This window comes from Acinetobacter sp. ANC 5045 (genome assembly GCF_004331005.1).
In the GTDB taxonomy this organism is placed as follows: Bacteria; Pseudomonadota; Gammaproteobacteria; order Pseudomonadales; family Moraxellaceae; genus Acinetobacter; species Acinetobacter towneri.
In genome coordinates this window covers 443,404-461,806 of sequence record NZ_SJNS01000001.1, presented here as the reverse complement: position 1 = coordinate 461,806, position 18,403 = coordinate 443,404, and the positions used below count along the sequence as shown (strand labels likewise).

20 protein-coding genes are annotated in these 18,403 nt (G+C 40.7%); 16 read left to right on the top strand and 4 right to left on the bottom strand.

Translation table 11 applies throughout. From position 1 onward, the window contains the following. The first annotated feature begins 38 nt into the window (after nt 1-38). Nucleotides 39-470, top strand: a complete 432-nt coding sequence (gene mscL, locus E0H79_RS02340) for a large conductance mechanosensitive channel protein MscL (RefSeq protein WP_131260726.1) — start codon at nt 39-41, stop codon at nt 468-470. 144 nt (nt 471-614) lie between these two features. On the opposite strand, the gene E0H79_RS02335 is transcribed toward mscL, so the two are convergent. Both E0H79_RS02335 and mutM read right to left on the bottom strand, forming a co-directional pair. After that, on the bottom strand, nt 615-893 hold the full coding sequence (locus E0H79_RS02335) for a peptidylprolyl isomerase (protein ID WP_131260725.1): 279 nt from the start codon (nt 891-893) through the stop codon (nt 615-617). Continuing rightward, entirely contained in the window at nt 890-1,750 is an 861-nt protein-coding gene (gene mutM / locus E0H79_RS02330; protein WP_131260724.1) for a bifunctional DNA-formamidopyrimidine glycosylase/DNA-(apurinic or apyrimidinic site) lyase, read from the bottom strand. Before mutM ends, E0H79_RS02335 begins: the two co-directional genes overlap by 4 nt. Nucleotides 1,751-2,037: 287 nt before the next feature. Between mutM and E0H79_RS02325 the strand changes: the two genes are divergently transcribed. Both E0H79_RS02325 and E0H79_RS02320 read left to right on the top strand, forming a co-directional pair. After that, nucleotides 2,038-3,174 carry an NADH:flavin oxidoreductase/NADH oxidase gene (locus tag E0H79_RS02325; protein WP_131260723.1) on the top strand — a complete coding sequence of 379 codons (1,137 nt, stop codon included), beginning with the start codon at nt 2,038-2,040 and terminating at the stop codon, nt 3,172-3,174. Nucleotides 3,175-3,297: 123 nt separating this feature from the next. Next, nucleotides 3,298-4,230, top strand: coding sequence for an AEC family transporter (locus tag E0H79_RS02320; protein ID WP_131260722.1), 933 nt, complete (start codon nt 3,298-3,300; stop codon nt 4,228-4,230). A 103-nt stretch (nt 4,231-4,333) separates the two neighbouring features. Here E0H79_RS02320 and E0H79_RS02315 read toward each other — a convergent pair whose 3' ends face one another. Further along, nucleotides 4,334-5,140 (bottom strand): tetratricopeptide repeat protein, encoded by an 807-nt coding sequence (locus E0H79_RS02315; protein ID WP_131260788.1) that lies wholly within the window; start codon nt 5,138-5,140, stop codon nt 4,334-4,336. Between the two features lie 186 nt (nt 5,141-5,326). Next, on the bottom strand, nt 5,327-6,049 hold the full coding sequence (locus tag E0H79_RS02310; protein ID WP_004972410.1) for a YgfZ/GcvT domain-containing protein: 723 nt from the start codon (nt 6,047-6,049) through the stop codon (nt 5,327-5,329). A gap of 256 nt (nt 6,050-6,305) precedes the next feature. Between E0H79_RS02310 and acnD the strand changes: the two genes are divergently transcribed. From acnD to E0H79_RS02245, 13 genes are all read left to right on the top strand, one after another. Next, a complete protein-coding gene (gene acnD, locus E0H79_RS02305; protein WP_096901558.1) occupies nt 6,306-8,912 on the top strand; it encodes a Fe/S-dependent 2-methylisocitrate dehydratase AcnD in 2,607 nt (868 codons plus the stop codon). A gap of 74 nt (nt 8,913-8,986) precedes the next feature. Next, a complete protein-coding gene (locus E0H79_RS02300) occupies nt 8,987-10,327 on the top strand; it encodes an SIR2 family NAD-dependent protein deacylase (protein WP_131260721.1) in 1,341 nt (446 codons plus the stop codon). A 117-nt stretch (nt 10,328-10,444) separates the two neighbouring features. Beyond that, on the top strand, nt 10,445-10,588 hold the full coding sequence (locus E0H79_RS02295; protein ID WP_004972403.1) for a zinc ribbon-containing protein: 144 nt from the start codon (nt 10,445-10,447) through the stop codon (nt 10,586-10,588). Nucleotides 10,589-10,694: 106 nt separating this feature from the next. Continuing rightward, complete coding sequence (locus E0H79_RS02290; RefSeq protein ID WP_131260720.1) at nt 10,695-11,267, top strand: DUF4126 domain-containing protein; 573 nt, start codon at nt 10,695-10,697, stop codon at nt 11,265-11,267. A gap of 566 nt (nt 11,268-11,833) precedes the next feature. Continuing rightward, complete coding sequence (locus tag E0H79_RS02285; protein ID WP_004972400.1) at nt 11,834-12,085, top strand: DUF6868 family protein; 252 nt, start codon at nt 11,834-11,836, stop codon at nt 12,083-12,085. Between the two features lie 101 nt (nt 12,086-12,186). Next, entirely contained in the window at nt 12,187-12,900 is a 714-nt protein-coding gene (locus tag E0H79_RS02280; RefSeq protein ID WP_004972399.1) for an SIMPL domain-containing protein, read from the top strand. Between the two features lie 165 nt (nt 12,901-13,065). Next, on the top strand, nt 13,066-13,731 hold the full coding sequence (locus E0H79_RS02275; protein ID WP_104853295.1) for an RluA family pseudouridine synthase: 666 nt from the start codon (nt 13,066-13,068) through the stop codon (nt 13,729-13,731). Nucleotides 13,732-14,012: 281 nt separating this feature from the next. After that, complete coding sequence (locus E0H79_RS02270) at nt 14,013-14,945, top strand: DUF5660 family protein (RefSeq protein WP_131260719.1); 933 nt, start codon at nt 14,013-14,015, stop codon at nt 14,943-14,945. A gap of 182 nt (nt 14,946-15,127) precedes the next feature. Beyond that, complete coding sequence (locus tag E0H79_RS02265) at nt 15,128-15,505, top strand: ribonuclease E inhibitor RraB (protein WP_004972392.1); 378 nt, start codon at nt 15,128-15,130, stop codon at nt 15,503-15,505. A 115-nt stretch (nt 15,506-15,620) separates the two neighbouring features. Then, nucleotides 15,621-15,986: a DUF488 domain-containing protein gene (locus E0H79_RS02260; RefSeq protein WP_131260718.1), complete on the top strand. Its 366-nt coding sequence runs from the start codon at nt 15,621-15,623 to the stop codon at nt 15,984-15,986. Between the two features lie 93 nt (nt 15,987-16,079). Further along, entirely contained in the window at nt 16,080-16,421 is a 342-nt protein-coding gene (locus E0H79_RS02255) for a zinc ribbon domain-containing protein YjdM (RefSeq protein ID WP_004972388.1), read from the top strand. A gap of 240 nt (nt 16,422-16,661) precedes the next feature. Continuing rightward, on the top strand, nt 16,662-17,003 hold the full coding sequence (locus E0H79_RS02250; RefSeq protein ID WP_004972386.1) for a YegP family protein: 342 nt from the start codon (nt 16,662-16,664) through the stop codon (nt 17,001-17,003). Nucleotides 17,004-17,149: 146 nt separating this feature from the next. Continuing rightward, entirely contained in the window at nt 17,150-18,217 is a 1,068-nt protein-coding gene (locus E0H79_RS02245; protein WP_131260717.1) for a DUF1176 domain-containing protein, read from the top strand. Nucleotides 18,218-18,403 lie beyond the last annotated feature (186 nt).

The window sequence follows — 18,403 nt, the reverse complement described above, 5'->3', positions numbered from 1 at the left end:
CGTCACAAAATAACGCTTAAAAAATACTGGAGAGTCGTATGAGCATTATTCAAGAATTTAAAGAATTTGCCATTAAAGGCAATATGATGGATTTGGCGGTTGGTGTCATCATTGGTGGTGCTTTTGGTAAGATTATTGATTCATTGGTTAAAGATGTGATCATGCCGCTTATTTCATGGGTGCTCGGTGGTGATGTCGACTTTACCAACAAGTTCCTGATTTTGGGTGATAATCCAAATAATATTCAAACCTTAACTGCGGCACAGGAAGCTGGTTTAAATATTTTTCATTACGGTAACTTCATGACCATTTTGATTAACTTCATTCTATTGGCATGGGTAGTGTTCTGGTTAGTGAAGTTAATGAACAAAATGCGCCGTAACCAAGAAGAAGAGCCAGCTCCAGAAGCAACACCAGAAGATATTGAATTATTACGTGAAATTCGTGATGAATTGAAAAAACGTCAATAATTTTAATCCTTAGATGAAGCAAAAAAACGGTGCAAGATGCGCCGTTTTTTTACTCTCTTCCTTTGGGAGATGAGCGGCAATACCGCGTAAGGGTGAGGGGGATAAACCACTCTTGTAAGAAGAGGGAGCTTTGGAAATTATAAATCACATCCGAAATTTAATTTCGAGTAAATGAAAACCAAACTGACTCTTCACAGGGCCATGTAATACCCGTTCTGCTGCAGTAAACACTAACTTATCAATCACGGGTACCAATTGTCCTTTTTTGACCTCACCCAATTCCCCACCTTTTTTGCCTGAAGGGCAGGTCGAAAATTGTTTGGCAATTTTGGCAAAATCAGCGCCTGATTGAATACGCTTTTTCAGTTGCTCACAGGTTTCTTTATTTTTCACTAAGATATGACGCACAATAGCGGTTCTCATACTTTCTTACCTCGTTTGCTTGTTGCAGCTTTGGTCGCAGTGAGTACTTTTTTCAAAGGCTGACATTCAGGACAAAATACCGAGGCACGCTGTCCCAGTTTTAAATTTTCTAGGGTGGTTTCACAGTTCACGCACATTTCACCTGCACGTCCATACGCCAACAAGGTTTGCTGGAAATAGCCATTTTCGCCCATCGCATTGCTGTAATCACGCAAGGTCGAACCACCTAAATCAATCGCTTGTTTTAAAATGCGCTTGATTTCAAGCACCAGTTTTTCAATCTGTTCCAAACTGAGAGATGATGCAGGTTGTGCAGGGTGAATACCTAAATTAAACAGACTTTCCGTGGCATAAATATTGCCCACACCCACCACGACATGGTTATCCATAATTGCAACTTTGATGCCAACATTTTTATTTTTGAGCTTCTGTGCAAGATAGTCGGGGTTAAAGGCATCACTCAATGGCTCAGGGCCAAGTGGATCAATCAGTTTGTGTTGCGAGCTTTCATTGAGCCATAAAATACAGCCAAAACGACGTGGATCGTGGTAGCGCAATTGTATATCTTCAAACTGAATAATCAGATGGTCGTGTTTGCGTAAATCTTCGTGCGCATCGCAAAGACGAAAACTGCCCGACATGCCTAAATGCCACAACATGCTGTCCTGTTCAAATTGCGCGAGAATGTATTTGGATCTGCGGGTCAATTGCAGAAGTTTTTGTCCTGTGAGTTTATGCAGGTTTTCTGGAATGGGCCAACGTAAGCTGGCTTGACGTACTTCTACATTCAGGACTTTTTGATCCAGCAGCGGCAATAAACTGGTTTTAGTGGTTTCAACTTCGGGTAATTCAGGCATGGTACAAATTCAATTCGCTTGTGGAAATTAAGCAGGCAAGGGCATAAAGTAATGCGCTTAATATTGGGAATAACCTATAGAATACAAGCCATAGCTTGCCACCGCAAAATTATTCAGTGAAAAGCAAAAGCTTACTTTGCAAAAACCATACAACACGTTATAAATAAATCATTTTTGAACATCTACTATAGGGAAAAACCATCTAGAAAAGATGGCAGATTCCGAGTTTCTACTTCTTTATTTTATGATTCACTTTTGGTGAATCGCACAGTATGAGGGCATGCAGCGTGACATTACTTTTTCAGCCGATTCAATTTGGCTCACTGCAACTTGCCAATAAAATTCTGATTGCCCCAATGTGTCAATACTCTGCCAATGAACAGGGCGAGTTGAGTTATTGGCACGAACAACAATGGGCAAATTATGCGTTGTCTGGGGCAGGCATGTGTATCGTCGAAGCTACCGCAGTGCAGGCTGAAGGGCGCATTAGTTATGCCGACTTAGGCTTATGGAACGATATGCAGCGTGCGCAGCTCAAAGCGCTCTTGCATAAACTTAAAAGTCTGTCTCCTATGCCATTTGCGATACAACTGGCGCATGCAGGCCGTAAAGCATCGACTGATAAACCTTGGCAGGGCAAAGGGCAGTTTGCGCCGAATGAAGAACATGGCTGGCAGACGGTATCGGCCAGTGAGTTGCCATTTCAGGCACATGAACATGCACCCCATGCATTAAGCCAAGATGAAATCCAACAGATTATTGCAGACTTTGCCAGTGCTGCTGTACGTGCGGTGGATGCAGGCTTTGACTTAATTGAAATTCATGCCGCACATGGTTACTTGTTGCATCAATTTATGTCTCCATTGTCCAATCAACGTCAAGATGAATATGGCGGTAGTCTGGAGCATCGGATTCGCCTAACCTTAGAAGTATTCCAAGCCATTAAAAATGCAGTTCCACAAGGCTATCCAATTGGGGTGCGAATTTCTGCAACAGACTGGATGGATGATGCAGATGGCTGGAATGTGGAATCTTCTGTGGGTTTGGCAAAGGCACTAGAGCATTTAGGTGCGGCTTATATTCACGTGTCTAGCGGAGGTTTGCATGTCGATCAAAAAATTGATGTGCATGCGGGTTATCAAACGCCGTTTGCTCATGCAATTAAGCAAGCTGTAAAAATCCCTGTAATTGCGGTGGGTTTGATTACTGAAGCGATGCAGGCAGAAGGTATTTTGCAATATGAACAAGCCGATGCAATTGCGATAGCACGTGCCATTTTATATGACCCACGTTGGCCATGGCATGCTGCGGCAGAATTGGGCGAAAAAATTGAAATTGCCCCGCAATATTTACGATGTCAGCCGCATGGGTTCCGTACTTTATTTGCGCCGTTTAAATCAACAGATACGGAAGTGGAATCCTAATATTTTATCTGCTTAAAATAAGTGAAACTTACACTATTTTGCCGTGCTTTATCGGGAGCTTCGGTGTAAGCTAAATCAGTAAAACCATGTCGATCATGGGCAACACTGAAAAAGGATGTCAGGGTGTTACTGAGTATTTTATTTCCCATTTGTGCTGTGGTGCTGTTGGGATATTTTGCCGTCAGAAGCCAATTTATTGAAACCAGTGCGATTCAGTTTCTAGGTCAATTTGTCATGAAAGTGGCGTTGCCTGCATTTCTATTGCAGGCATTGGCCAGTAAAAGTTTGTCAGAAATCTGGCATCCCGCTTATTTTTTAGGTTACGGTGGCGGTTCTATTCTGCTGTTTATCTTTGCCTTTTTACTGTATCGGCATTATTTTAATTCAAACTTAACCCATGCCAGTGTCTTGGCAATGGGTGCATCAATGTCAAATACAGGGTTTATTGGCACTGCTATTTTGACTTTGTTGATTGGCAGTCAATCGGCAATTTATTTGTCTTTAACTTTAATTGTCGAAAATTTAATTATTGTGGCATTGATGCTGATTTTGGCAGAACGAGGGCTACAATCTTCAGCGAAATCAGGTTGGCAGGTGTATGCCGAAACTGTGCAGCGCTTACTGAAAAATCCAGTAATTTTATCTATTTTATTGGGTATGCTGTGCGTATTGTTGAATTTCAAACTGCCGCAAGCTATTGCACAAGTGCTGGAAATGTTGGGCAAAACTGCTTCACCTTTGGCTTTATTTGTGATTGGTGGAAGTTTGGTCGGCATGCAAATCAAGTCGTTGAATTTGCAAAGTATTGTTTTGGTTGCATTCAAAGTATTGCTGATGCCACTCACGATTTTTGGAATTTTATGGGCATTAGATGTGAACCGAGAAATGCTATTTGTCGGGACTTTGCTTGCGGCTTTACCAATGCCAATTGCCTTTGGTATTTTCGGGCAGCACTATGGTTTACATGAAAAAGCCTTAGCCCCCTTGGTGTTGAGTACAGTTTTTGGTTTTGTGATGGTGGCGATTTTATTGACACAATCGGGTAAGTATTTATAGCAACGGTATCGAAGTGCTCAAATCATAAAAAAAAGTCTGTACCATGCTGATACAGACTTTTTTTAAAATTTCTCTGATTAATAGCCTTTATAAAGAAACTATCTTAACTTTTCTTAGCGGTTGCCTTGTTGGAAGCTTTGGCTTGATCTGCCATCATTTTTTCAACCACAGCCAATGATTCTTTGGCTTGCGCTACATTTTCCTGTGCCAGTGAGGCAAAAATCTTTTTCGCTTCAGGCAAGTTTTGCGGCACGATATTGCCATTCACAAACATATTGCCCACTGCCATGAGTGCAGGAATATAACCCTTTTGCGCCAAGTTTTGAATGCTTTGCAGCCCTTGCTTAATTGGTGCTTCATCTTTGTTTTTAAAGCCTGTGCTAATTTCGTACAAGGCTTTTGCATGTATGGCTTGATAATGATCTTTGGCAATTAAAGGTTGTAATAGTTTTAAACCTTTTTGGTCAGATGCTGCCGTATTTTCCGAGAAATATAAAACGGCTAAATCGACTGTGGCATCATTAAAACCCTGATTGGATGCCGTCTGTAAATATTGTTTGGCTTTAGCAGCATCCTGTTTTAAACCCAGTGCGCCAGTAAGATAGTTTTTGCCTAAAACATAACTCGCAACTGGGTAGCCTTTTTGGGCAGATTGCTCATACAACTGAATGGCTTTCTTTTCATTTTTTGCTGTGCCTTGTCCAGTTTGTGTCAAATAGCCTAAGTTATACATGGCTTGCGCATTGCCTGTTTTGGCAAGCTTTTCTAATTCCTGATAGGCATCTTTAACCTTGTTGGCTTGAATTAATTGTTCAATTTTGGCAAAAGCAGGATCGGTTGGAATGTTGCTATTTGCCATACTGATGCTGCTAGATAGGGCGATTGCACCCGCAATGAGTAGTTTTTTCATCATTTGAGTTGTACCTTGTTCTCTTTTACACATCATTCCGTTGATGTGCGTTTTGTTTTTACAGTGGTGCATTCATCATAAGTTGAAAAGTGTGAATGTAAATATAAAAAATGTGTACGAATGCTTTTTCATTGTCATTTGAAGGGAATCTTGCGACTCCCTTAACCTGAGCGGGTGGAATCTATTTTATTGCGGACGTGCAACATCGCCATTCAAATGTTCAGGCAAAGCCAATACTTGTACAGCTAACTCTTCCAAAGCACTTGGTTTGGCAACCACCAACGCTTTAAAACCTTCTGCAGTCGCTATGCTATTCACCACTTCCACATCATTATTCAGTTTGGCGGCAGGTGCAGGTGCTTCGCCTGAACCCTGAATTAAATGCAACCAATGTTTTGGTTTGGCTTTAAACCATAAACGTGCCACGACTTCCTGACCCAAATAACAGCCTTTGTCATAATGCACGCCATCTCGTTGATGCAAACGCAATTCCTGCGGTTGAAACACTTCTGCTGTTGAGGCTTGAATCCATGCCTGACCTGTTTCAATCGCTTGTAGTTGCCATGCGTTTAAATCAGTCACTTCAGCTGAAAATTCAGTTTGATTGCCCTGAATGGTTGGGTAAACCGTACCGATGGTTTCAAGCTGCATTTTTGAAAATGCACCAAACTTTTTAATGTGTTTGGCTAAATCTTCGGCTTGGTCGGCTGTGCTGATGATTTCAAAACATTCGGACGAGATTTTTTTAAGCCAGAAGCCAAACTGAACGCGTCCTTTTAAACTGCAAATTGCGGTATAACAGGTTGTATTTTCAGCTAATGTTTCGACATTGACTGTTACCTGACCTTGCAGGAATTTTTGTGCATCGACACCGTTTAAACTTAAAGCACTGAAAGCTAAATCGCGCATGAATAACCTTTCACATTGAAATCTAAGACTAAAGAATGAGGTCAATTTTGCGCTATTTTTCAAAAAAAAGCATTTTTAGGGCAAGAATTTTACTCAAAATGTAATTAAATGTTTCAAAAACCCCTGTTTTTATATTTAAGTGTATGAAATATATAGGATTTGGGAAATGGGTTTTTGGCAGCGTACAATGCTTTCGACGGGTGGAAACAATCATCCCATAAGATGTTGAGAACAATAGAGTAAGGGCGAATACCAGATGAATAACAACTACCGCAAACCACTGCAAGGCACTCAGCTCGATTTTTATGACGTGCGACAAGCCGTTGAAGATATCCAGCCAGGCGCTTATGCCAAACTTCCTTATACCTCAAAAGTACTTGCAGAACAGTTAGTGCGCCGTTGTGATCCTGCAATTTTAGAACAATCTTTAAAACAATTGATTGAGCGTAAACAAGAGCATGATTTTCCGTGGTATCCAGCGCGTGTGGTATGTCACGACATCTTGGGGCAAACTGCGCTCGTTGACTTAGCAGGTTTACGTGATGCAATTGCCGATCAAGGTGGCGATCCTTCTAAAGTGAATCCTGTCGTACCTACCCAGTTAATTGTCGATCACTCTTTAGCTGTGGAATATGGCGGTTTTGACCCAGATGCTTTCCGTAAAAACCGTGAAGTGGAAGATCGTCGTAATGAAGACCGTTTCCACTTTATTGAATGGACGAAAACTGCATTTGAAAATGTTGATGTGATTCCTGCAGGCAACGGCATCATGCACCAGATTAATCTGGAAAAAATGTCACCAGTCATTCAAAACCGTGAAGGCATTGCATTCCCAGATACTTGTGTGGGTACAGACTCACACACACCACATACCGATGCTTTGGGTGTCATTTCTGTAGGTGTAGGCGGTCTTGAAGCTGAAAACGTGATGTTGGGTCGTGCTTCTTGGATGCGTCTGCCAGACATTATTGGTGTGGAGTTGGTCGGTCAGCGTCAGGCTGGTATTACGGCAACGGACATCGTATTGGCTTTAACCGAGTTTTTGCGTAAAGAACGTGTGGTCGGTGCATATTTAGAATTCTTTGGTGAAGGTGCAGATAGCATGTCGGTGGGGGATCGTGCCACGATTTCCAACATGACACCTGAATATGGTGCAACCGCCGCTATGTTCTACATCGATCAAAACACCATCGACTATTTAACCTTAACAGGTCGTGAAGCAGATCAGGTCAAACTGGTTGAAACTTATGCTAAAGAAATTGGTCTTTGGGCATCTGAAATGACACAGGCAGAGTATCCACGTGTATTACGTTTTGACCTTTCAACAGTAACTCGTAACATTGCAGGCCCATCGAATCCGCATGCGCGTGTTTCAACTGCAGACTTAAAAGAAAAAGGCATTGCAGGTGTGGTTGAAAACCGTACTGATGGTTTAATGCCAGATGGTGCCATCATCATTGCTGCGATTACCTCTTGTACTAATACCTCAAACCCGCGTAATACTGTAGCAGCAGGTTTGTTGGCACGTAAAGCCAATGAGTTAGGTTTAGTGCGTAAGCCTTGGGTGAAATCATCATTTGCACCAGGTTCTAAAGCGGCTGCATTGTATTTGGAAGAAGCAGGCGTACTGAAAGACTTAGAAAAACTTGGTTTTGGTATTGTCGCTTATGCATGTACTACTTGTAACGGTATGTCTGGTGCATTAGACCCAGCGATTCAACAAGAAATTATTGACCGTGACTTGTATGCGACTGCTGTGCTGTCGGGTAATCGTAACTTTGATGGTCGTATCCATCCGTATGCGAAACAAGCATTTTTGGCATCGCCACCGTTGGTTGTGGCTTATGCGATTGCAGGAACGATTCGTTTTGACATCGAAAAAGATGCTTTGGGCACAGATCAAAATGGTAACCCGATTTATCTGAAAGATATTTGGCCATCTGATGCTGAAATTGATGCTTTGGTGAAAGAATCGGTTAAACCTGAACAATTCCGCCAAGTGTACATTCCAATGTTCGATTTGGGAGAGTCGGAAAAATCTGAAAGTCCACTCTACGACTGGCGTCCACAAAGTACTTATATCCGCCGTCCACCATATTGGGAAGGTGCATTGGCTGCGCCACGTACTTTAGCCAATATGCGTCCGTTGGCAATTTTGGGCGATAACATCACCACAGACCATTTATCTCCATCGAATGCGATTATTTTAGACTCGGCAGCAGGGGAATATTTGGCAAAAATGGGCTTGCCAGAAGAAGATTTCAACTCTTATGCAACGCATCGCGGTGATCATTTGACTGCACAGCGTGCAACTTTGGCGAATCCGAAATTGTTTAATGAAATGGTGGTACGTTCAGACGGCACAATTAAGCAAGGTTCTAAAGCGCGTGTTGAGCCAGAAGGCGAAGTAATGCGTATGTGGGAAGCGATTGAAACTTATATGAACCGTAAGCAGCCGTTAATTATTATTGCGGGTGCAGATTATGGTCAGGGTTCAAGTCGTGACTGGGCTGCAAAAGGTGTGCGTCTTGCGGGCGTGGAAGCAATTGTGGCTGAAGGTTTTGAGCGTATTCACCGTACCAACTTGGTGGGTATGGGCGTATTGCCACTTGAGTTTAAAGCGGGTGTAAACCGTAAAACTTTAGGTTTGGATGGTACGGAACTTTATAGCGTGATTGGTAACATTGCGCCACGTTCGACTTTGACTTTGGTGATTGAGCGTTCAACGGATGATGGTAAAAACCAAACGATTGAAGTGCCAGTAACTTGTCGTTTAGATACCGAAGAAGAAGTATCTGTGTATGAAGCGGGCGGTGTATTGCAACGCTTTGCACAGGACTTCTTGGAAGGGAATGTGGCTTGATAATGTAAGCTAAAGTTATTGATGTTAGTTGAAAAATACCCTACTTTCGAGTGGGGTTTTTATTTGAGAAGAAAATGAGTCATTATTTTGATATTGCCTATGCTGCTGTTAATAATCGTTTATGCTTAATTACAGGCGCAGGATTTACAAAGGCTATAACACATCAAAAAGCACCAACTTGGGAAGATTTACTTAAACAGTTATGTGGAATCTGTGATCCATCAGGTAATCTTGTAAATAAGCTATTTACTAGCACTTCTATTGGTTATTGCTCAGAATGTAATACAGAGCATAATATTGAAGTGTATAAGCCTATATTACCATTAGATGAATTAGCAGAAATTATTTCAAGAAAATTAAAAGACAAAGATCTTAATATTTATGAAGAAATAAAAAAAATTATTGAAAAGTTGGAATTGGACGGGAACTATAAAAATATAGAGAAATTTTTTAAAGAACATTCTTTTAGAGTAGTAACAACTAACTATGATAAATTAATCTTAAAGTTATGTGAAGAAGGAGAATGTCAGGCAATTTCGCCAGGGATGCTAATACCGCGCTTAAGTTCTAAAGTTAAAGTTTATCATGTTCATGGTTCAATTGACTCACCAACTAATATGATTGTTACATCTAATAATTACTTTAGGTTTATGAGTTCAGAGAGCTATTTTTCACAAAAATTAAGTACGTTACTTTTTGAGAATACTATAGTAATTCTTGGTTATGCTTTGAACGATAATAATTTAAAATCAATTTTCAATAATTATAAAGAGTTTGCTCAAACTACCATGTCATCACCAAATGTTATTCTAGTAACACGTCGTAAGATTGATAGGCATATTAAAGATTTTTATAAAAACACTTATAACATGCGTGTTTTAGATGGGGTTGAAATTGATAAATTCTTTGAAATTCTAAATTTACATATTCCTAAAGCAGAGGAATGTAAAGAAAGTTCAAAAGATGCTATTACTCGTGTCATGAAAGATGGTTCAACGCGGTTTTACAAAAAAGATTACCTAAGGTCATCAGATTCATTCTTTGAGATTTTCAATGCTATGATTTCATCTGGATTTAATTTTAGTTCAACAGAATCTCAAGAAAAATTTTTAGATGTATTTGAAAAGAAGAAACAGTTAACGGGGGAGGATGGAGCTTGGAGCCAATATACAGGATTAGCAAATTGGTTAACTTACTTCCTAACATGCATTGATATATCCAAATTTCATAACAAAGATAAGTTTATGGAAATCATTTCCCATTCTTTTAATACTATGAGTGAGGAGCTACTGTTAGGTTACTCATGGGAAGCTTATTCAATTTGGAAGAAGAATTGGGATGAAATTTTGGAACAGAATAAGATAGAAATTCAAAATTTTATGACGAAACAAGATAAAGCAATAGCATTTCTATAATTATATGAAATCATCCTTTGCCCAACTGCCCTCATCATCTGTCAAAATGGACAGTAGACAATCATCACAGAATAGATATACTGGATTGACCATTTCTAAACCACACGGAGAACAAAGATGGTAACTGCAGGTGATAAACCAGGAACAGGCTTCTATTTTTGTGTCCAATGCGGGCATCGCGTTTACTTAGAAATTGGTACAGACCGTCTACCACCGTGTACCAAATGCCATGGCACCCAATATAACAACAAGGTTGCCTAAGCTACACGACATAAAACAGCTGATCCTGTTTTAATCTAAAGCCCTATCACCCGATGGGGCTTTTTGCTATTTTAGCCATAGAAAACCCAAGGCAATGAGGTACAACATGGAAACAATACTCGGTTTATGTGTCGGCATTGGGCTAAGTGCTGCCAGTGGTTTTCGGGTTTTCGTGCCTTTGCTGGTCATGAGTGTCGCAGCACTCATGGGTTGGTTTGAACCCTTGAAAGGTTTTGAATGGTTGGCGATGCCTGCTGTTTGTCTAGCTTTGGCTGTAGCAACAGTCAGTGAAATAGCCGCATATTATATGCCGTGGGTTGATAACTTACTCGATACCGTTGCAACGCCTGCCGCCATGATTGCAGGTACACTCACCACAATGGCTGTAAGCAGTGGCGAAATGTCGCAATTTGCCAGTTGGGCTTCTGCCATTATTGTCGGTGGTGGAACAGCAGGTGTGGTGCAAATGAGTACAGTTGCGGCACGTGGTGTATCAACCGCAACCACAGGCGGTGTTGCAAATCCTGTGATTTCTACAGGAGAGTGGATTGGGGCTGCCGTACTTTCAGTGTTGTCCTTCATTGTGCCTGTATTGGTGGTTTTTGTGGTGCTCCTGACTTTAATTTGGGCAATTCGCTGGATTCGAGGCAAAAAGAAAGTTGTTGAATCCTCAACATAGGTTTTTGGGTCAGTTTGAAAATATTTTAAAAACAAGCATGGTAATAAATTTGATATTTGAGCTTTATTTGATGATTTAAGTGCATAAAAAATGTCTATTTGGAAAATTTTTTAAAATATGACTTAAAAAGTGATAAAAATTTTAAAAATTAATCAAAATAAAATCATTTCGGGGAAACAATCCCATCCTCAAATCACTACTATATATCTCAAGGGTGTGATGGGGATCGAAAAGAGTAGATTGCTACCAGTTGCGTACAACGTGCGTGTAGTACTTACCCAAAAGGTCTCGATTCGGCTTAGGACGCTATAAACCAGAAGTTTATAGGCTATAAGATCATGGCTTATCCAGCATGATAGTTGAAGTAAACCACAGTTGTTTTCCCTAACACCCTAAAGAATATTGTTAAAAATATAAAAAACAAAACAAGATCAAGACAATAAAATCCAGACAAAATAAAAACTTAAATGAATTTTAAACCATCTTTCAGCTACAAAACTCCCATCAAATTTTTCATTCAAATCTGTTAATTTGCAATAATCATCTACATCATAATTAGGTGTGATATGAGTGTTGATTACGATTTTTGGTGTCGCTTATTACTGACCTGCGCACTGATTAACTATGCCATTTTAATGCTGTGGTTTGTGGTGGTGATTTTTGCGCATGACTGGCTGCGACAGTTACATGGTAGATGGTTCAAATTGTCAGACGCAAGTTTTGATGCCATTCATTATGGCGGCATGGCGGTCTATAAAATTGGGGTATTACTATTGAATATCGCGCCACTCATCGCGCTGTATATGATGCGACCTTAATTTAAAACTCTATAAACAAGCAACCGCTTTAAACAGTACATTAAAAACACACGGTCATCGAAATAGAGGCGAAAAGCCCGCAATTTGAGGAGTTGGCAAACATGAATCAATTTAAACCTGCACTGATTTTAGGCGGTCTAATTTGTTTGGGGATGGTGCTCGCGGGTTGGATTTTGGGCAATAGCGCACTCAAAATTAAACAATATGAGCGTGTGGTTTCAGTCAAAGGTTTGTCTGAACGAGAAGTAAAAGCCAATGTGGCGGTGTGGCCAATTCGTTTTAGTACTGCCAGTCAAGACTTGGCCGCGCTGTACGACACCATGCAAAGCCAAACCTCCCAAATTCAAAACTTTTTAAAAAATGAAGGTTTTAGTCCTGAAGAAATCACCATTGCTGCTCCTGTAATTACCGATAAATACGCCCAGCAATATGGTGGCGATGGCAATGTTGCTTTGCGTTATACCGCACATCAAACCATTACGGTCTATACCAAAAATATTGATAAAGTGCGCAGCGCACAAAGCCGTTTGGTCGATTTAGGCAAAAATGGAATTGCCTTTGGTGGTGAAGATTACGGGCAACGTACCGAATATTTATATACACAACTAAATGACATTAAACCTGCCATGATTGAGCAAGCCACACAAAATGCCCGCAGTGTTGCAGAAAAATTTGCCGCAGATTCTGACAGTCGTCTAGGTAAAATTAAATCAGCCAATCAGGGTGTATTTAGTATTGAAGATCGTGACAGCAACACGCCATATTTGAAAAAAGTACGTGTGGTGTCTACGGTGGAATACTATTTAGCAGATTAAGTTTCGCAGACTAAGTTTGGCAGATTTAGCTTGGCAGATTTAGCTTGGCAGACTCAGCCAATTCAAAATCTAAATCTTTACACTAAAAAGTACATCGCCCGACTGAATTGACAGTTCGGGCTGTGCTTGATATTTTGCCCGCACCGCTTTGTATGCTGTATGTTCATGGCTTTAAACGACAACTTTATTTATGCACCTCCACAAGATCCCTTAGTAATTGTCTATGAAGATGACGATTTATTGGTGATTGATAAGCCCGCAGGTTTATTGTCGGTGCCTGGGCGTTTGCCCGAACATCAGGACAGCGCATATTTAAGAGTACTCGCAGATTATCCTCAGGCAAAAATTGCCCATCGTTTAGACATGGCCACCTCAGGTATTCTCATGTTCGCCAAGCATCGTGATGCAGAAGTCGCATTGAGTAAAATGTTTCAGGCGCGAACAGTAGAAAAAAACTACATTGCTTTAATTCAAGGCAAACTTGAAGGTGAGGGCAGTGTCGATGTGCCTTTAATTACCGATTGGGAAAACCGTCCACGCCAAATTGTGCATTTCGATTTAGGCAAGCCTGCGCAAACGCTGTATCAGGCTTTGGAATATTGTGCGGTTGAAGATATTACCCGTGTATTGCTCACCCCGATTACAGGGCGCTCACATCAGTTACGAGTACACATGCAATATATTGGACATCCCATTACAGGCGATAAGTTATATCATCCTGAACCGAAAAAAAGCACTTTAGGTCGGATGGCGCTGCATGCTAGTTATTTGGCTTTTACGCAACCGTTAAGCCAAATTCCTGTTGCAATTCGGGCACAGCTTCCTTTTTAGAGATTTTTGGATTCAATTTTTCTAACAGGCGCATATTTTTCCATTTTTTTGTGAAAATACTCAAAAATTGGGATAGTCTTCGTGCCGCTAACTCGCTAACGTATCCTTAGAGCTGTCGTTATTCATTTGCCTTGGCATAAATAAAGGATGTGAATAATTCGCTGTTTTAAAACTTTGTGTTTTTGAGTGTGGTGGGCTGTCAAAGCGGGTTAGAAAGCGTCTTTAAAAACTGAAGATGGTTTTTCAAAATATGGCAGACCAATGCGGGTGGGAGAAGTTATATGCTGTATATATTGGGTGCAATCATTATTGTTTTGGTGGTGATTATTTTTTGGCAATCTCAGCGCCGCCGTGAGTTGTCTGCCAGCATTCAATCTTTACAAAGCAATTTAGACCGCACTCGCTCCAATTTAGCGTCCGATGAGTTGGAAAGTAATGAATTAGAGCATCAGTTGGCTGTGCTACGCATTGAATTAGGCAGTTTAAAAGGTCGTTTAGAAACCTTGCAGCACTATCAACATATTTTAGACGTTGAGCAATATGTATTAGAACGTCGCCAACAAGTTGAAATGTTTGTAGAAATGGTTAAATCCGAAGCGGAAAATACGCGGGAGCAGTGCAAGCAACAAGTTGAAAAAGTCCGAGATTTTTTAGCCGAGCATGAGCAAAAAACCAAAGCCAAAATGCTTAAAACTGCACAAGATCAATTGGGTGCTTTTTATAACTTGGTTGAAGAACGTCAGCAACTCGAACAGGTTATGACCGCGCTGTATCATAAAATTGAAAATCAAACGCCTGCTTTTCAGTTGCCTGCGCAGCAGCTATTGGATGATCTGATTGAAGGCTATGGCTATAGTGATGCAGCACAACACTTGCAGCAAGTACGACACAAGATTCAAGATGCAGTCAAAAATCAAGAAGTTGCACATTGCGCCTTTGTCGATGAGCAACGCCGTCTAGCGGCAGTGACTTTACTGACTCAAGCATTTAATAGCAAAGCAGATTTGTATTTGGCGCAGCTGACTGAACAAAATCTGGCTGAATCGCTTCAAGCTTTGCAGGATGATTTTACTTTACTGAATCATTATGCCGCTGCATTTGGACACGCAAAAATTCTGGATTCTTATTTGACACTTCGACAAGAAGAATTAAAGTTTGCCGCTTTGCTGTTGGCATTTAAACAGGAAAGCATCTTGTCAGATGCCACAAATTAAACTGGCAGCAAATACTTAGAGTAATTGCGGTGTCTAAAAACAAGCTTTTGGGTGTTTCAGACTAAAGTCAGTGTATAACGAAATGAAAATTGAGTCCTTCGGGCAAATTTGTGCTATGTTGAATTCACTATTTTGTCACTTGCCAAATATATATTGGCTAAAAAGATAACAAGGATATTCGCATGACACGTGACTATGAACAATTCCCTGATGATGATAATGGCAATGTACTTTGGCAAATGCATGAAGATGGGGATGACCTGACAGAGCCACATGAGATTGAGTACTCCATCGCTTTTACCACACAAGAACAAGCTGAAAAATGTGCTTTGTATTTGTTGGCCGAAGAACAAAAAATTTCATTATTCCAAGATGAAGAATCTGACGCAGTTGAATGGATCATTACCATTTATGTTTACATGGAACCAGAGTATTCAGACATTGTCGATTTAGAGCAATGGTTCAGCAAAATTGCTGAAGAACATGGCGGTGAATACGATGGCTGGGGCTGTATGGCTTACGTCTACGATGATGAAGACGAAGACGATTACGAAGATTAAATCGGGTATCTGAAAAGCATGTGTTGATCACATGCTTTTTTATTTGTGATACATAATCTGCTGCCTAAAACTTTGGCGCTGATGACGTCATCATAAAAGATGCAGAGGTGCAAATATGGATATTGCAATGAAACGCGCTTATCTTGAAGCGACTCAGGCAGATGGAACACGGGTGTTGGTTGATCGTTTATGGCCGCGTGGTGTGAGTAAAGAACGCGCTCGTATTGACTTATGGCCCAAAGAAATTACGCCTTCGACTGGGCTGCGTAAATGGTATCATCAAAACCCTGAACAACATTGGGATGAGTTTCAGCAGCGTTATATAGCTGAATTAGCAGAGCAAGAAGAGGCTTTACAGGCGTTGTGTGAACTGGCACAGCAGCAAAAAATCACTCTGGTCACAGCAGCTAAAGATGAGCAGCACAATCATGTAGTGGTATTAAAATGCGTGATGCTGCAACGCTTAGCACAGTCCAATTAAAGAGTTTTATTTGATTATCCTTGTGCTTTATAAGGATTTTAAGTTTATGAAAATTCAGTAAAAAATGCTATAATATAGTTTTTGAGGTTTTTTATGTCTTTGCCAAATTGCCCAAAATGCCAATCAGAATACACTTACCAAGATGGCGACCTACTGATTTGTCCTGAATGCTCACATGAGTGGAAAGAAGGGGAACAGCTAGAAGAAACTGCTGCTGTGATTAAAGATGCAAACGGCAACGTGTTGGCAGATGGCGACACGGTGACTGTGATTAAAGACCTGAAAATTAAAGGTTCTTCGGCTGCTGTAAAAGTGGGAACGAAAGTGAAAAATATTCGCTTAATTCCAGATGCAGCAGATGGTCATGACATTGATTGTAAGATTGATGGCATGGGGGCTATGAAATTAAAATCTGAATATGTGAAAAAAGCTTAAGTTTAAGCAGATTTCAACAGCGCAGGCGACTTGAGTTGCCTGCGCTTTTTTATGGAGTTTATAAAAGTATTTTAGTATTCAAATTGAGCAACAATAACTTTAAGAGTGTACAAAATTAATACTGTTTTCTTGTGCCTAAGTCCTTTATATTTTAAGTGAAAAGAATAATTTTTAGGCAGTTTAAAGCCTAGCATCATTCAACAACACACTTCACCACTCATAAGAAAACTGGGGGCAAGTATGTCAGGATGGTTTGAGATTTCACAAGCAAGCAATGGTCAGTACCGCTTTGTACTTAAAGCTGGGAATGGCGAAATTATCTTAACCAGTGAACAGTATAAGGCGAAAGCATCGGCAAAAAATGGCATCGCTTCGGTACAAAAGAACAGTCAGGATGATGGGCGTTATGATCGACTGACATCTAAGAATGATAAGCCGTATTTTAATTTAAAAGCTGCCAACCATCAGATTATTGGTACGAGTCAGCTCTATACTTCTGAACAATCACGTGACAAAGGAATTGAGTCAGTGAAAACCAATGGCGCAAGCACCACGGTCAAGGATTTAACACAGGAATCGTAATTTTTTACATTAAATCTTGATGTTCAATTGCATTAGAAAAGCATGCTCTGGCGTGCTTTTTTATTGAGCTGAGTAGGCAAGGTGCTAAATTTAGCTTTGATTGAGCCGTTGAATTATAGATGACCATTTCAGGAGTTGCGAAGATTATGAATTTCAGATGCAATCTAAAAATATTGCTGGCGATCAGTGGTTTATTCGGTAGTGTTGGTATTTTTGCAGCACCGATCACTGCTGAAAAAACGATTGCTTCAAGCCAGTCGACTGCTTTGCAAGGACTGTATTTTCAGCATCAAGATTGGGAGTTGGCCTGTGATAATACAGGAACCTGCCGTGCCGCAGGCTACCAAAGCGATGATGATTTTGAACAACCGATCAGTATGTTATTGACCCGTCAAGCAGGTGCAAAGAGTGCTGTACAAGGGCAATTGCAAATTCAAGAAGATATTGCTCAAGCGACTTTATTTTTAAATGGACGCACTTTGCAACAATTAAACTTTCATGAAAGTATCGCCAATTTATCTGCTGCCAGTGTGCAAAAGCTGTTGGCGCAGGCGCGTCAGCATGTCGTGATCGAGTTAAAATATGGTCAACAACGCTGGAAATTGTCTGATGCAGGCATGAGTGCAGTGTTGCTAAAAATGGATGAATTTCAAAAACGTGTGGGTACAGACTCCGCAATATTGGCAAAAGGCAATCAAGCATCCACGCAGGTCTTAAAAGCGCAAGCGATGCCTAAAATTAACATTCTCATGCAGCCTCAACACCGAACCGCCAAAGCACAGGTGCTTACCGCGGCCAGTGCAGAAAAGTTATATCCAATTTTACAAAAAACCGTAGATCGTGAAGATTGTTATATGCTGTTTGAACCTGAACAAGCAGAACAGCAGATTCATATTTATCCCTTAAATCAAGATAGCGTGTTGGTTGAGGCAAGCTGTTGGCGAGGGGCTTATAATTGGGGTGTGGCTTATTGGGTTATGGATAAAAAACTGCAAAAGATACAGCAATTTGTAACTGATTCTGCTTCAGAATTTAGCAATGGACAGATTTTTGCCTATCAAAAAGGGCGTGGAATTGGCGATTGTTTCAGTCAAATTGAGTGGGCGTGGAATGGTCAGCAGTTTGTCAAAAGCTATCAATTCGATGCAGGACAATGCAAAGGTTTTGCAGGCAGTGCATGGGAAATGCCAAGCTTTGTCAGCAAGGTTGAATAGCCGATATTCACTAGGGGCTTTTGACATTTCATAAATGGCTTGCGCTGTAGGCTAAAACTGAGCAGATCAGGCATGAAACGCAAGTAATAGCGAGACTATTGCTAAGTTTCATAACACAATCTGAGAAAGTTTTAGCCACAGCCTTTCAGGGCGAGCATATTTTTTGCTGCTATTGCGTTATGTGCC